This window comes from Anaerostipes butyraticus (assembly GCF_016586355.1).
Lineage (GTDB): Bacteria > Bacillota > Clostridia > Lachnospirales > Lachnospiraceae > Anaerostipes > Anaerostipes butyraticus.
In genome coordinates this window covers 237,460-251,870 of record NZ_BLYI01000027.1, presented here as the reverse complement: position 1 = coordinate 251,870, position 14,411 = coordinate 237,460, and the positions used below count along the sequence as shown (strand labels likewise).

The 14,411-nt window shown below is 41.8% G+C and carries 24 protein-coding genes and 1 pseudogene; 23 read left to right on the top strand and 2 right to left on the bottom strand.

The features are described from left to right. The first annotated feature begins 47 nt into the window (after positions 1-47). The 10 genes and pseudogenes from JMF81_RS06670 (at position 48) to JMF81_RS16900 (ending at position 5,645) form a co-directional block, all read left to right on the top strand. Positions 48-695, top strand: a complete 648-nt coding sequence (locus JMF81_RS06670) for a flavin reductase family protein (RefSeq protein WP_201310671.1) — start codon at positions 48-50, stop codon at positions 693-695. 94 nt (positions 696-789) lie between these two features. Beyond that, positions 790-1,461: a sugar O-acetyltransferase gene (locus tag JMF81_RS06665; RefSeq protein WP_243282556.1), complete on the top strand. Its 672-nt coding sequence runs from the start codon at positions 790-792 to the stop codon at positions 1,459-1,461. Next, positions 1,448-1,624, top strand: a complete 177-nt coding sequence (locus tag JMF81_RS06660) for a hypothetical protein (RefSeq protein WP_201310670.1) — start codon at positions 1,448-1,450, stop codon at positions 1,622-1,624. Before JMF81_RS06665 ends, JMF81_RS06660 begins: the two co-directional genes overlap by 14 nt. Before the next feature lie 86 nt (positions 1,625-1,710). Beyond that, positions 1,711-2,082 carry a hypothetical protein gene (locus tag JMF81_RS06655; protein ID WP_243282555.1) on the top strand — a complete coding sequence of 124 codons (372 nt, stop codon included), beginning with the start codon at positions 1,711-1,713 and terminating at the stop codon, positions 2,080-2,082. A 221-nt stretch (positions 2,083-2,303) separates the two neighbouring features. Next, positions 2,304-2,900: an alpha/beta fold hydrolase gene (locus JMF81_RS06650; protein ID WP_201310669.1), complete on the top strand. Its 597-nt coding sequence runs from the start codon at positions 2,304-2,306 to the stop codon at positions 2,898-2,900. Positions 2,901-2,947: 47 nt separating this feature from the next. Then, the gene (locus JMF81_RS06645) at positions 2,948-3,139 is read left to right on the top strand and encodes a hypothetical protein (RefSeq protein ID WP_201310668.1); all 192 of its coding nucleotides are present in this window, start codon (positions 2,948-2,950) and stop codon (positions 3,137-3,139) included. A 17-nt stretch (positions 3,140-3,156) separates the two neighbouring features. Then, a complete protein-coding gene (locus JMF81_RS06640; protein WP_243282554.1) occupies positions 3,157-3,609 on the top strand; it encodes a GNAT family N-acetyltransferase in 453 nt (150 codons plus the stop codon). A 23-nt stretch (positions 3,610-3,632) separates the two neighbouring features. Further along, on the top strand, positions 3,633-4,010 hold the full coding sequence (locus JMF81_RS06635; protein ID WP_201310666.1) for a DUF3795 domain-containing protein: 378 nt from the start codon (positions 3,633-3,635) through the stop codon (positions 4,008-4,010). A gap of 21 nt (positions 4,011-4,031) precedes the next feature. Next, positions 4,032-4,475: pseudogene (locus tag JMF81_RS16775) on the top strand (GNAT family N-acetyltransferase); the annotation flags it as partial. Next, on the top strand, positions 4,452-5,645 hold the full coding sequence (locus JMF81_RS16900; RefSeq protein WP_378171627.1) for a GNAT family N-acetyltransferase: 1,194 nt from the start codon (positions 4,452-4,454) through the stop codon (positions 5,643-5,645). The pseudogene JMF81_RS16775 and the gene JMF81_RS16900, both read left to right, overlap by 24 nt. Positions 5,646-5,667: 22 nt before the next feature. Here the strand turns inward: JMF81_RS16900 and JMF81_RS06625 are convergent, their stop codons facing one another. Continuing rightward, entirely contained in the window at positions 5,668-6,240 is a 573-nt protein-coding gene (locus tag JMF81_RS06625; RefSeq protein ID WP_201310664.1) for a 4Fe-4S binding protein, read from the bottom strand. Next, positions 6,237-6,446 carry an ATP-binding protein gene (locus tag JMF81_RS06620; protein ID WP_201310663.1) on the bottom strand — a complete coding sequence of 70 codons (210 nt, stop codon included), beginning with the start codon at positions 6,444-6,446 and terminating at the stop codon, positions 6,237-6,239. The genes JMF81_RS06625 and JMF81_RS06620 overlap by 4 nt, the downstream gene beginning before the upstream one ends. A gap of 239 nt (positions 6,447-6,685) precedes the next feature. Between JMF81_RS06620 and JMF81_RS06615 the strand changes: the two genes are divergently transcribed. From JMF81_RS06615 to JMF81_RS06560, 13 genes are all read left to right on the top strand, one after another. Then, positions 6,686-7,573, top strand: coding sequence for an XRE family transcriptional regulator (locus JMF81_RS06615; protein ID WP_201310662.1), 888 nt, complete (start codon positions 6,686-6,688; stop codon positions 7,571-7,573). 80 nt (positions 7,574-7,653) lie between these two features. Further along, entirely contained in the window at positions 7,654-8,262 is a 609-nt protein-coding gene (locus tag JMF81_RS06610; RefSeq protein WP_201310661.1) for a Type 1 glutamine amidotransferase-like domain-containing protein, read from the top strand. 29 nt (positions 8,263-8,291) lie between these two features. Next, the gene (locus JMF81_RS06605) at positions 8,292-8,903 is read left to right on the top strand and encodes a DUF1349 domain-containing protein (protein WP_201310740.1); all 612 of its coding nucleotides are present in this window, start codon (positions 8,292-8,294) and stop codon (positions 8,901-8,903) included. A gap of 23 nt (positions 8,904-8,926) precedes the next feature. After that, positions 8,927-9,052 (top strand): hypothetical protein, encoded by a 126-nt coding sequence (locus tag JMF81_RS16520; protein WP_279323885.1) that lies wholly within the window; start codon positions 8,927-8,929, stop codon positions 9,050-9,052. Continuing rightward, positions 9,049-9,474, top strand: coding sequence for a GNAT family N-acetyltransferase (locus JMF81_RS06600; RefSeq protein WP_201310660.1), 426 nt, complete (start codon positions 9,049-9,051; stop codon positions 9,472-9,474). The genes JMF81_RS16520 and JMF81_RS06600 overlap by 4 nt, the downstream gene beginning before the upstream one ends. A gap of 136 nt (positions 9,475-9,610) precedes the next feature. Further along, positions 9,611-10,051: a hypothetical protein gene (locus JMF81_RS06595; protein WP_201310659.1), complete on the top strand. Its 441-nt coding sequence runs from the start codon at positions 9,611-9,613 to the stop codon at positions 10,049-10,051. A 144-nt stretch (positions 10,052-10,195) separates the two neighbouring features. After that, positions 10,196-11,155: an amidohydrolase family protein gene (locus tag JMF81_RS06590; protein ID WP_201310658.1), complete on the top strand. Its 960-nt coding sequence runs from the start codon at positions 10,196-10,198 to the stop codon at positions 11,153-11,155. A 229-nt stretch (positions 11,156-11,384) separates the two neighbouring features. Then, positions 11,385-11,801 (top strand): YjdF family protein, encoded by a 417-nt coding sequence (locus tag JMF81_RS06585; RefSeq protein WP_201310657.1) that lies wholly within the window; start codon positions 11,385-11,387, stop codon positions 11,799-11,801. A gap of 12 nt (positions 11,802-11,813) precedes the next feature. Then, entirely contained in the window at positions 11,814-12,182 is a 369-nt protein-coding gene (locus JMF81_RS06580) for an ACT domain-containing protein (RefSeq protein ID WP_201310656.1), read from the top strand. Positions 12,183-12,293: 111 nt separating this feature from the next. Beyond that, on the top strand, positions 12,294-12,944 hold the full coding sequence (locus JMF81_RS06575) for a GOLPH3/VPS74 family protein (protein WP_201310655.1): 651 nt from the start codon (positions 12,294-12,296) through the stop codon (positions 12,942-12,944). A 39-nt stretch (positions 12,945-12,983) separates the two neighbouring features. Beyond that, positions 12,984-13,532 (top strand): flavodoxin domain-containing protein, encoded by a 549-nt coding sequence (locus tag JMF81_RS06570; RefSeq protein WP_201310654.1) that lies wholly within the window; start codon positions 12,984-12,986, stop codon positions 13,530-13,532. After that, entirely contained in the window at positions 13,529-14,038 is a 510-nt protein-coding gene (locus JMF81_RS06565; protein WP_201310653.1) for a GNAT family N-acetyltransferase, read from the top strand. The genes JMF81_RS06570 and JMF81_RS06565 overlap by 4 nt, the downstream gene beginning before the upstream one ends. 30 nt (positions 14,039-14,068) lie before the next feature. Then, positions 14,069-14,401: an LPS biosynthesis protein gene (locus JMF81_RS06560; RefSeq protein ID WP_201310652.1), complete on the top strand. Its 333-nt coding sequence runs from the start codon at positions 14,069-14,071 to the stop codon at positions 14,399-14,401. Positions 14,402-14,411 lie beyond the last annotated feature (10 nt).

Here is a 14,411-nt window from a genome sequence, read left to right as displayed (position 1 = left end):
TGCAAAGGACAAAGAAAATGAAACGGCGCGAATGAGGAGGTGTCGGTATGAAAATTGGAATTGGAAAGGAATTTCCACGTTATTTTAAATCCTTGTATCCGGAAGAGTTTGAATTGTTTTCTCATTTTGAGACAACATCGGGAATTCCAAATGTTTTATTTGCCATAACGACATGGAAGAAAAACGGAAAACCAAATGTGTGTTTTCATGGATGGAGCTGTTTTCACGGAGATAAGACGGCGTTTTTTGCAGTCATGGGAAATCTGTACCAGCATACGCATACTTATGCCAATATTCAAAGGGATCGATGCTTCTGTATTAATTTTCTGCCTGTCAGCTATTATGACAGACTGGTGGACACGATCCATCATAATGAAGAGGCAGAGGATGAATTTGCCGTGGGAAATTTTACAATGGAAGAGGCGGAGACGATTCATGCGCCTTTGATCCGGGAGGCTTTTATGAACATCGAATGCAGTCTGAAAGAAATGAAAGACTTAAGCGGGGCGGGGATCACATCGATGATCATAGGAGAAGTTCAGTATATTTCGGTGGAGGAAGAGTATGCGCGGGGCAGTGAAAAACGATATGGAGAAGATGGTTTTATGATGTTAGTGCCAGGGCAGCAGAATCTGATAACAGGTGATGCCGGCCAGTCTGCAATCGCCACGGTAAAAATTGAGAAATATGATTAAAATCAGAGGAGAAAAATGAAGATAAAGTTCTGAGAGAGGCTGGAAGGAGATAAAGCGTATCAAAAGAAAAGATAAGAGTAAAGGAGCAGTGGGTGTGACAAATAAAGATAAAATGCATAATGTGGAACTTTATCAGGCGGCAGATAAAGAATTACTGGAAGAACAACAGAAATATATGGAGAAATTATATGATTATAATCATACACGTCCAAAGGAAACGAAGAAGAGAGAGAAACTGCTGAAAGAGCTGTTTGCGGAGATAGGAGAGGGCTGTTATATTGAACCGCCGCTGCATGCAAACTGGGGCGGACATTATGTTCATCTGGGGCAAAATGTTTATGCCAATTTTAATCTGACATTGGTAGATGACACACATATTTATATAGGAGACGATACAATGATCGGGCCGAATGTAGTAATCGCTGCAGGAACACATCCTATTTTGCCGGAACTTCGCAGGGAAGGATTTCAATACAATGTATCGATTCATATTGGAAAAAACTGCTGGCTTGGCTCAGGTGCGATTATTTTACCTGGTGTGACAATTGGAGATCACACAATTGTAGGCGCAGGAAGCGTTGTTACGAAAGATCTTCCCGCCAATGTTCTGGCTGCTGGGAATCCATGCAGAGTCCTGCGCGAAATTAGCGGGCATGACAGGAAATATTATTATAAAGACAGAAAAATAGATGACAGAATATGGGATCAGTTGAATGAAGAAAACGGGAAGAGATATAGTAAGAAAAATGGGAATGCAGGACAATAAAGATAAAAATAAGAAAAAGGATCATAGTTCAAATAATTATCTGGCAGTGGGATTAAGTTTGGGAGTGGCGTTTGGACTCCTGCTGGACGACCTTGCCCTTGGTATAGCATGCGGCGTAATAGTGGGATGTCTGCCTAATTTTAAAAATAGGGGAAAGAAATAATTGATAAAGAAGCTTATTTCATCCATTAATTCAAAAATTCACAAACCCAGCTGCCAAAATGAATAGATAGAAGAGGAGTAAAGTATTTGTCAAATAAAATAGATTATAAAAACAAAGCTATAAATTGTGTAAAGGATACTGTGCTGCCATTACAAAAGGGTCAATTCGAAGAATGTGGCTGCAGTTTAGACGAACAATATAAAAAATATGGAAATACAGAAAGTTTCTTCGGAAAAGTAATAGAATCAGGGCATGTATATGAAATTGGTTATCCAAAGTGTGTATGCTCTGAAGTATTATCTGGAAAAGTAGGCAGCGCAAAACATTGTGAATGTTCCAGGCAAAGTGTGTTGTATATTCTGGAACAATTGCTGCCGGATAAAACGATTACGGTAAAAACAATAGAAACAGTTTTAGGTGGAGCAAAGAAATGTCGTTTTCGAGTAACAATAGAATAAAACAGGTCGTTTATGGAATTGTTATATAGAGAATGCTGGTTGAAAAAGAAGTGCAGGTAATGTCATTTTTATCTGGTACTCATTGTTCCGACAACCGGTACTGCAGCAGTTTTTCTTTGTTGCATTTTATCCCCTGTAATGGTCTGCGTCCGGAACAGAAAAAGCGTATGTTTTGATTTAGATCATTTATCTTGCAGGAAGAAGGAGGACGCAGAAGGAGAATGAAAACAATTTTTTTGCATGGCCTTGGACAGACAGCGGATGACTGGCGGGCTGTGATTCAACAGGCCTCGTTATCAGATATTGACTGTCCGGAACTATTTTCACTGCCGGAGGGAGATATGTCCTATTCCGAAATATTGAAAAAACTGGAAAAACGATATGAAAAAGAGACTGAAATTTTCTGTATCTGTGGTTTATCATTAGGAGGGCTTCTTGCGCTTGATTATACGATTCGTCACAGGAATAAGGTGGATTCTCTGGTTCTTATTGGTGCTCAGTATAAAGTTCCGACTCGAATGATTGATTTTCAGAATTTCATATTCCGGTGCATGCCAAAGAAAGCATTTGACAATATGGGAATGTCAAAGAAAGATGCCATTCAATTGTCTCATTCCATGCGGACTCTGGATTTCAGTGCCGGATTAAAGGATATAATGTGTCCGGTAATTATCATTTGCGGGGAAAAGGATACTGTAAATCTGAAAGCATCAAAACGGCTGGCTAAACTTTTACCGCAGGCAGAACTGCATATTGTTCCCGGCGCCGGACATGAAATCAATAAAGAAGCGCCGGAAGCGATTGCTGCGATTTTGTGAAAGAATTCGGAAGAAGAAAGCAGATTGGGAAAGTGAGGATGACGGTAATGAAAAAGAGTACGATGATTTCAAAGATTGTTATAGTGATATGTGCATTCCTGATTGTTTTAGCAGTGATCAACGGGTTTACTGGCTTTATAAATTCAAAATTGACATGGGGCACAACGGCAGTCTGCATTGCAGGATTCAGCATAGCAGTCTTTGCGGCAGCTGCATGGGAACGAAAAAAGAAAATGTAAGCTGCGGAAGGATAAAAATGAGATTTAAGTATACAGATGGAGGTAATGCCGATTTTATAACATTGTGTCATGAACGGGATGAGTTTTTGAATGAAATCGCAGGTGGTGAAGAAAACAGGGCAGAATATATTCCTTATAATCAATTAAATGATATTCAGGATGTCATTGTTGCATATGACAATGAATTGCCTGTTGGCAGTGCCAGTTTCAAAAAATATGATAATGAGTGTGCGGAGATTAAGAGAGTGTTTGTAAAAAAGGAGTATCGAGGAAAGGGAATATCTAAAAGTCTGATGGAATTACTGGAAGATCGTGCCAGAGAACAGGGATATCATTATCTGATTTTAGAATCCGGGGAGCCATTGACAGCAGCGATGGCCTTGTACAAAAAAATCGGGTACACTATTGTTCCAAACTATGGACCATATCAGGATATGCCAGAGTCCATTTGTATGAAGAAGAAAATATGAATCAGAGTACGGAGGTAAATGTTATGAAGGACATGATTGCATACTGCGGACTGGACTGTGAAACATGTGATGCATATCGCGCAACCATCAATGATGATCAGGCACTTCGGGAAAGAACCGCAAAAAAATGGGCGGAGTTAAACAATGCGCCTATCCTGCCTGAACATATTAATTGCGAAGGGTGCCGTGCGGATGGAGTGAAAACAGTATATTGTGACAGTCTCTGCGGTATTCGGCAGTGCGCTCTGGAAAAAAGGGTAACAACATGCGGTGAATGTTCAGAACTGAATCACTGTCAGACAGTTGGGGCGATCATCGCCAACAATCCGGATGCACTGCATCATTTGAAGGGATCGCAGGATGGTTTCACAACAGAAAATAACCGGCAGACTGAAATTTAAAAAACAGTGAGAGGACTCAAAATGGAAATCAGAGAAGTCAGAGAAAATAAGAAAAAATATCTTCACCTGTTATTACTGGCAGATGAACAGGAAGATATGGTCGATCGTTATTTGGAACGGGGAACCATGTACATATTATTGGACGATGGAAGTGTGAAGAGTGAATGTGTCGTTACGGATGAAGGAAATGGAATTCTTGAATTGAAAAATATGGCTACAGAGCCTGCATTCCAGGGAAAAGGATACGGAAGGAAACTGATTCAGTTTATTTCGGAGCAGTACCGGGGACAGTATTCTTTGCTGCAGGTCGGAACCGGGGACAGCCCTCTGACTGTTCCGTTTTACGAGAAATGCGGGTTCCACTGGTCTCACAGAATCAAAAATTTTTTTACGGATCATTACGATCATCCGATTTATGAAGCAGGGATTCAGCTGATCGATATGATTTATCTGCAGAAAAAATTGTCTGACGGCGGAGACGCAGTCTTATATATTCATGGAAAGGGCGGGAGTTATCTGGAGGCAGAACAATATAAGAAAAACTGTCCCGGATTTGATGTAATAGGAATTGACTATGAAGTCGACGTCCCATGGACCGTAGAAGATAAGATACGGCAGGCGTATGATGAAGCAGATAAAAAGTATCAGCGTATAGTTATCATTGCCAGCAGCATAGGAGCATATTTTGCAATGCATACTTTACAGAAAAAACATATAGAAAAGGCCTTGTTTATTTCGCCAATTGTGGATATGGAGAAATTGATCCTTGATATGATGAGCTGGGCGGGGGTATCAGAGGATGAACTTGTCGGGAAAGGAGAAATTCCGACGGATTTTGGTGAAACTTTATCATGGGAATATTTATGTTTTGTGCGGGAACATCCGATCTGCTGGGGCATACCGACAGAGATATTATACGGAGAGAGAGATAATCTTACATCCCGGGAGACCATAGAGCAGTTCGTGAATTGTCATAATGCCAGACTTACTGTGATGGAAGAAGGAGAGCATTGGTTTCACACAAAAAGACAGCTTGAATTTTTAGACTGCTGGATGAAAAATATCATGTTGAAAGAAAAACTGGACTTAAAGAATGCTTTAAAAATCCGAACCGCAGACAGGAATGATTATGTTCGGGTCAGAGATTTTTATGATTCATTGATTGATGCAATGGAAGATGCAGAGTATAAGCCGGGATGGGAAAAAGATGTATATCCGTCACAGGAATTTTTGATTCACTCTATCGAAAACAACCATTTGTATATCGGAGAGATAAATGAAAGTATTGCTGCCTGTATGGCGGTAAACCACGAATATAATGATGGTTATCAAAAGATTTCGTGGTCTGTCAAAGCGAAAGATTCAGAACTTTTTGTAATCCATGCACTGGGAGTTCATCCGGAGTATTCCGGGGAAGGAATCGCAAAGCAGATGATCCGCAAAGTAATCAAAACAGCACATGAGCAGAAAATAAAAGCAATCCGATTGGACGTTCTTGCCGGAAATATCCCGGCAGAACGAGTATACACTCAGATGGGCTTTGCTTACCGGGGCACTGCAGCCATGTTTTATGAGGATACCGGATGGACGGATTACCGGCTGTTTGAATATATCGTTCCAGCCGGCTTTGCGTAAGGAGGATAACAATGCAGCGCAGTTAATGCTGACTTTTTGCTTTACAGATAAGCTGTGTCATTGTCCCCATCGGACAGTAGACACACCAGCTGCGTGGTTTAAACAGTATCATTGTGAGCAGTCCAAGTACCGTGGAGGTGAGCATTACACTGTAAAATCCAAAGGCAAACTGGGCTGTTCCTGCATGGAAAAGTGTGCCGTGATAGGCCCACTGCCATGGTACTTTAAAAGTCCATAAAAGAGTTACGACCTGCTGCAGATTCTGAATGCCGGAAAATACCAGATATGTATTCCAAAGCATCAGGAAGAACATTACGAAAAAGAATATTAAAAATCCGTATCGGAACCATTTATGTTTCATCCATCCTGGGATATCCTTTTTTCGGGAAAGTCCAAATCGGCCGCCCAGCAGTCCGAACAGCTGTCCTCTCCCGCAGTAACGATTGCAGTATCCCTTTGTTCCTTTCGTCAGCGAAATGATCAGAGGAACAAAAAAACAGATCAGGCCCAGCCATGCAGACAGAATATTAAAAAATCCTAAAATCAGATAAGTAAGAGAAAAAATCCATAAATAATCATACCATCTTTTTTTCATGCTTCTGCCTCCCGAATTTCAATTACGCTGGCCGGACATTCTTTTGCGCATTTACCGCATCCGACGCATTTTTCCATAGATACCTGAGCGGTGATGCCATCTATAATCTGAATGGCTCCCAGCGGACAGACTTTTACACAACAGCCGCAAGCCACACAATATGACGCTTCAACAAATGCCTTTCGTTTTTTTTGAATTGAAGTCATGTTTTGTTCTCCTTTCAATTGATGAATTTTGCAGCTCTATCATACATCAGCAGACCTGTGCTTTTCTGTGACAAAATCACTTAATAAGGAAGAACGAAGAAGAATCCGGTATCATGAGATTGACTGTATCATGATAAAAGTCCGATGTTAATGATCGTTGCTTGCAAAAAGATTCATTCTGTGGATATATTAAAAGCAGCTTCGGAGCAAAAATGTGTTTTGAAAGGAATGTTTTGCGTATGATCAACGATAATATCAAACGGTATCGGAAAGAAAAAGGGTACAGTCAGGAGGAGATGGCAGTAAAACTCCATGTAGTAAGGCAGACCGTGTCTAAATGGGAAAACGGCCGGTCTGTTCCAGACGCGGAAGTGCTGATCCGTATAGCGGAGATTCTGGATGTTTCTGTTCATGATCTTTTAGGAATTGAGATGGAACAGGATGATGTCAAAGACCTGACCAGTGAACTTGCGCGTGTCAATGCAGTCCTGGCAAAGAAAAATGAGAAAGAAAATCTGGTGAAAAGAGCCAGTGAGAAAAGAGGTCTGATTTTGTTCCTGTCTTTTGCGGCTATGCTGGCGGCGCTTGCGATTCATAAACCGGTGGTTTCTGCTGTATTATCAGGAGGATGTATTCTGGCAGCGGTTTTCATTTTGTATCATAACCTTGCTCTGATGACCAGTGTCACCACAGATGATATAAAATTAAAGGTTCTTCGAATCACAACGATCTTTAATATCTGCATTCTGGCGGCAGGAATCATTTTATCCGCGCTGACGGCATCTGGCGTGCTTCAGTTTTCAGAGCAGGAAGAAAAAATGACGGCGATGTTTGTGACGGCATGTATTATGATTTTTACGGGCATTGTCTCCCCGAAACTTCCGTTTACGAGACATACCGGATTAAGGCTTCCATGGACCATCAGAGATGAGGAAACATGGAATCTTGCCCACAGGATTTTAGGCTATATTTCCCTTCCTCTGGCTTTATTATATATTGCATGTTCATTGACGATAGAATCTTTTCAGCAGGTAACCCTTGCGGCTGTATTGCTTTGGATCTGCATCCCGGGAGGAATCTCTTATATTTTCTACCGGCGGAAAATGCATGGAAGAATATCTTCATAAAAATAAAAAGAAAGTCGGGACTATCCGTGTTATGATATTATGGTAAAAGAACGTTAGTCTGATCAAAGGAGTACAGGAAGATGAAGAAAATGTTATTAGTATCTATGCTGCAGCATTCTGCGGATCTGGTGAAGAAAGCAGAGCCGGATCTGGCAGGAAAGGTGGTAACCTATATTCCAACAGCAAGCATTGCGGAAGAGATTGAGGGAATCGTTGAAGAAGAGACAAAAATACTGAACGGTCTGGGACTGGAAGTGGATGTATTAGAGATTTCCGCCGCTTCCTGTCAGAAAATAAAGGAAAGTCTGACAAAGGATGATCTGATTTTTGTCAGCGGCGGAAATACTTTTTTTCTGCTGCAGGAATTGAGGGAAACAGGAGCTGATCAGATTCTGACAGATCAGATAAACAACGGAAAACTTTATATCGGAGAGTCAGCAGGAGCTGTGGTGATGTGTCCGGATATCGGATATTGCGCAGAGATAGACAGCGTGGAAAAAGCCCCGGATTTAAAGGATTATGCGGGGCTGAATCTGGTAGATTTTTATCTCGTGCCGCATATTGATAATGAAGGCATGGGGCCGGGAGCGAAACGAATCACAGAAAAATATGGAGATAAGATGGAACTGAAAGTTCTCCGGGATGATCAGGCGGTTTGGATCGAGGGATCGGATATTACAATTCTTTAAAAAGGAAAGGTGAAAGAGGAATGGAAAAGATGGATTTAACAAAATTTGAATGGATCAGGGACCCTGAAAGTTATAAAATAGGAAAAGATACAGTTGAAATTGTGACGAAGCCACACACGGATCTTTGGCAGAGGACATACTATCATTTCCGTAATGATAATGCGCCGGTATTTCAGATGGAAACAGAAGAGCAGTATTTCAGTTTCGTAGTGAAAACAGATTTTCAGGAGAGCCATCACCGGTTTGACCAGTGCGGGATTGTAATGTATCTGGACAGCGAGAACTGGCTGAAAGGTTCCATTGAATATGAAAATGAAGAATACCAGCATTTAGGAAGTGTGGTGACAAATCAGGGATATTCTGACTGGGCAACAACGGTCATTGATGCGTCTGTAAAATCCATGTGGTATCGTTTCAGCCGCAGGGAAGATGATTACTGCATTGAGTGTTCGGCCGATGGGGTGAATTTTGAGCAGATGCGGATTTGTCATATGCATCAGGGAAAAGGCAGAATCCGTTTTGGCATCTATGCCTGTTCACCGGAAGATTCTTCCTTTAAAGCGGTATTTTCCAATATGGAACTGATGGAATGCCAGTGGAAAGCTCATGACGGACAGCAGCCGGATGAAGAAGAACAATAAGATCATGCAGGATAGAGGACAACATGGAATTTGAGGAACTGGCACTGACGGATGGAGATAAAATCAGGAAAATTGCAGAGGAGGTTTTTAGGACCTTTGATTATTATGAACCGTCTTTGATCGGGTATTTTGGAGGGAAAAGAATATGATCAGAGAATTTCAAAAGGCAGATCTTGACAGAGTAGCAGAGATTTGGCTGAACGGGAATCTGGAGGCACACTCTTTTATTGCGGAAGAATATTGGAAAGATCACTTCGATATGGTCAAAGAAATGCTGGCATCCGCCGAAATCTATGTTTTGGAAGATGAGAAAGGAATTCAGGGATTTGTTGGTTTAAATGAACATCATATAGAAGGCATTTTTGTGGACGGAACGGAGCGTTCTAAGGGAATTGGAAAACAGCTGCTGGATTTTGTGAAGAATAGAAAAGGACAGTTAAGTTTAAATGTATATGCTGAAAATGAGAAAGCGATGAAATTCTACCTGCGGGAGGGATTTACAGTCCAGGAGAAGAGCATGGATCCTGATACCGGAGAACAGGAGTATAAAATGATGACAATATTTCCATGATTTGGAAGAAAGGCTTGAATTATACTTTAGCGTTGCTTATAATGATTTGGGGGAGCATAAATACCATGGAAAAATAAAAATTCCACCTGCTTTTATGGATGTTGCTTGATGTTTTCGCTCAAAGGAGGAACTTGGTATGAGAAAGAAATGGGAAACCCCAAGAATGATGATTCAGGAATTTGCGCCAAATGAATATGTGGCGGCGTGTTATACACTGGTATGTGCCATACCGGGCAGTTCGCCAACGGAAATTGGTGATGGCACCAGCACAAGATATTTTAATGGGACAAATGGCTGGCCGGGAAATAGATATACAACGTGGGATGGCAGCAGAGTCTATGCGGATGGTCTCGCCCATGGCAACTGCGGAAATGAGTCAACATCTTATGATGTCGATCACAACATAGGCTATGAACATAACAATGATGGGACAGTAAAGAATGCGGTGATCAGCAATGTTCATATTGGAAGCCAGGCTTCCGGAAACAGATACTATGCTGCATGGAACTCTGATAACGGAACTATGTATACCCATTATGGTTTTGCGATCATGGATTCCAACCAGAACCATTCATAGATACAGCAATCGAATAAAGAGAATCAACAGGCTGAAGGTTTTATCTTTCAGCCTGTTTTGATAAAGAAGAGAACGGAATTGTATGAGTTGATATACAGGAAACATTTTGTCTGCTGAAAAGACATAAAAAGGAAGGGGAAAAACATGGAGAAAAATAAAATCATTGATATACATGCACATTTTACAACAGACAGTTATCTGAATATGATAGAAAAACACGGAGCATCTATGGAAGACGGATTTCCTCTGCCGCCCTGGAGTGTTGAAAAACATCTGGAGTTTATGGATCAATGCGGAATAGAGTGGTCGCTGATTGCCCTGTCGTCTCCGCAGCCATACTTTTCGGGGGCAGAGAAAGAATCCATAGAAACCTGCCGTCAGTTAAATACGGAGGCTTCCGGAATTAAGAAACAGTATCCGGACCGGTTTGGATTTCAGGCATGTCTGCCTCTTCCGGATGTGGACGCCGCAGCAGAAGAGGCAGTCTATGCGCTGGATGTTTTAGATGCCGATGGAATTAAATTTGCCAGCAACAGCAGAGGCCTGTATCCGGGTGATCCTGCACTAGAGCCGCTGATGGCTGAATCAGACAAGCGTCATGCTGTCTGCAATATCCATCCGCATCGGCCGGAGCCGATAAAAGAAGGGGTTTTCTCCGCCGGCCCGGCGCCGCTTTTTGAATTTATCGCAGATACTACCAGAGCTGTGTTGAATTTAGTGGGAAACGGCGTAATAGAACGTTACCCCAATATTACCTGGATCATTCCTCACTGCGGATCATTTCTGCCTAATATATATCAGAGGTTTATTGGCATTTCCCATATTCTGGTTCCTAAAGGGATGATGCAGGACATCGATATTAAGGGAAGTTTTGAAAAACTGTATTACGATATTGCCGGGAATCCGGCTGAATTGCTGGATCTGCTTTTGACCATGACAACGCCGGATCATATCATGTACGGCAGTGATTTCCCGTTTACGCCGGCTTCTGCGGCAGAAGAAAACCTGAAAAAAGTGATAAAAATACTGGATCAGAGAAAAGACCTCAGATCATGTAAGGAAGCTGTTTTGTATGGAAATGCAGCTGCACTGTTCAAGCTGTAAAACAGCATCGGTTTTCAGAGATTATAGTTTGCAATATGATAATATCCTGATATACTTAAGGATAGAAACCATAAATATGACAAAGATAAAAACGCAATGTGCGTCTTTAAAGATGTGCTAGAGCCGGTAGGTAGCCCGGCCGTCCTGTCCTGCCCGGACGGGGTAAGTAACCTGCCCCTCCTGGGTTGTCCGTTCTTTGTCCATAACAGTTTTAAAGGAGGGAATCGTTATGGACAGAGTAAATGAAACGCTGACAGTTTTCTTTGAGGATCCGTTCTGGATTGGTGTTTTTGAGCGGAGGACAGGAGAGAAACTGTCTGTCTGCAGAATTGTATTTGGGGCAGAGCCAAAAGAATATGAGATATATGATTTTATTCTCAGACATTATAAAGACTTAGAGTTCAGTCCGCCGGTTCAGAGTGACAGAAAGGAAAAGGCGGATAATCCCAAACGCAGACAGCGCAGCGCCAGAAGGCAGGTGCGCCAGACAGGAATCGGAACAAAATCCCAGCAGGCTTTGCAGAAGCAGCGGGAGATGCTGAAAGAAGAATGTCAGAGAAGGAGAAAAGAAAAAAAGGAGATCTGGAAACGGCAGAAATTTATTCTGAAGCAGCAAAAACGAAAGGAAAAGCACAAAGGGCATTAGAAAGGTATTATAATGGAATTAAAAAAACTGAGACATAAATTTTCTGTATGCAAAGTAGAGGATTATTCCATGGTTGATTTCAATCAGGAGTTTTGTTTCACCGGCAGGACAGAGGAAGAGAATTCCCTGGTCTGCATGACAGAAAATGTTCCGGAAAATGCAACAGAACGGGATGACGGCTGGAGGGCATTCCGCATTCAGGGAATCCTGGATTTTTCTTTGATCGGAATTCTGGCGAGGATTGCAGGATTACTGGCACAAAACGAAATCGGTATTTTTGCAGTTTCAACCTATAATACAGATTATATCCTGACTAAGGAAGAAAATTATGAGAAAGCACTGGAGATATTAAAGCAGGCTGGATACCAGATCATTGATTGATATCAGAACATAATGACATTTAGGAACCGCTGACAGCCGTTTGAGAACTGTTCCTTATATTTCCCTTTTTAAATGATATACTTGCGTTATAAATCGCAAGGAGGGAAAATTATGGATCGAAAATCAATTTCACAGGAATATCTTTTGCTGGTGCTGGATAAGAATGGGTATATACCGCCGATGCGCAGGGAGGAGTCCAATGCGGGATTAACAGCGGCGTGTTTTATGGATCTGCTTCTAAATGAAATTATAACAGTAGACAAAAAACGGATTACAGTGGCATGTGATCTTCCGCAGGAACTGGCGCATCTTACACCGATTTATGCGTATCTGAAAGAAAAAAACCGTTCGGTCAGCAGAATGATGACGGATTATGCTGCCGGAATCAGGATGAAACCGCTTATAACAGAAATTGGAGAATCTCTGGCTGCGGAGGGCATGGTTTCCAAAGGAGAAGGCGGTCTGTTTGGAACAAAAGTCATATATCTTTCTGAAAAGGACAGTAAAGAAGAACTGCTGGATCAGATGAAGTCTGCGGCTGTGGATAAGAGCAAAATTACGGCTCATGATACAGTGCTGATTTTTCTTCTGCAGAAAACAAAGAATCTGAAGCAGTATTTTTCGAAATATGAACAGGAACAATGGAAGGCAGTATTAAAGGCCATAAAGAAAGATCCCCAGAACAAACAGCTGTCAAAGATGATTGATGAACTGAATGACTGGATCATAATAATCCTGGCTACAGTTTTGATGTATATATAAAAGGAGGCCGCTGAAAAAGCATAAGGAGGATGAAAATCCATGAAAAGTATCATAGTGTATGGCTCACAGTATGGGACAACCCGTTTTTATGCCGAAAAACTGTCGGAACTGACAGACATAGAACCGATCAGTTATGAGCAGGCAGCGGAAGTATCCGGCTGTGAACTGGTGATTTATCTGGGAGGCTTATACGCAGGCGGGGTAAAAGGATTAAAACATGCGCTGAAATATTTCCCAAAGGAGGCAGAGCTGATTCTGATTACCGTTGGCCTGGCAGATCCTGCCGATTCGGAAAATGTAAAGAATATAAGAAAGTCTCTTAAAAAACAGATGCCGGATGATGCATATAAAAGAGCCAGGATCTTTCATCTTCGGGGAGGGATTGATTATAAACAGCTTACATTCAAACATAAAACGATGATGAAGCTTTTGTACAATTCTGTAAAAAATACGCCTCCGGAAGAGATGACGGCGGAGACAAAGGCCATGATAGAGACCTACAATCAAAAAGTCAATTTTGTGGATGAAAGGACATTGGAGCCGATTGTGAAGGAAATAAAAAGGATGTTGTCAGGAGGTAAAAGATGACAATACGGCAGGAAGAGCAAAGAGATTACGAAGAAGTGTATCAGCTGGTAAAAAAAGCCTTTGAAACTGCGGAAGAAAGTGATGGCACAGAACAGGACTTGGTGACAGCATTGAGGAACAGTGAATCTTTCGTGCCGGAATTATCTCTGGTGGCAGTCGAGGATGGAAAGATCATCGGACAAATTTTATTTTCAAAGATTATGATCGGCGGAAGAGAGGAACTTGCTCTTGCGCCATTGTCGGTGCATCCGAAATGGCAGAAGAAGGGAATCGGTCTTGCGCTGATGGCAAAAGGCCATGAGGCTGCCGGAAAGCTGGGATACGATTATACGGTCGTGCTGGATCACGCAGAATATTATCCTAAAGCAGGATATGTACCTGCCCGCAGATATGGAATCAAATCACCTTTCGATGTGCCGGATGAAAATTTTATGGCAGTCCGGTTAAATGATAAGGCAGAGAATCTAAATGGCGTGGTTCAGTATGACAAGGCATTTGGAATTTAAAAATAAAATCGAAGATAAAGGGGAAAGGAAATGCAGATTGAAGGAAATCAAAAAGAACTGGACGCGATGAAAGAATTTCATAAAGGAAACAGGCAGGAAGGTCTCCGGCTTCAGGAAGAGTTTGCCGCTGCGTTTCGTGAGGAATATAAGGATAAAGATCACTGTCCGTGCAGGAAAGCCTGCCGTTATCACGGAAACTGTAAAGAATGTGTGGCAATCCACAGAGCTCATCAGGAGCATGTTCCAAACTGTATGAGACCGATGCTGAATAAGAAGATAAAGATATTATCAGAATTGACGGAACATTCCATTGCGGATGAGATTGAACCGCCAAAAGAGGTGCTTCGAAAAGAATTTCTTTGATAAAGGAGTC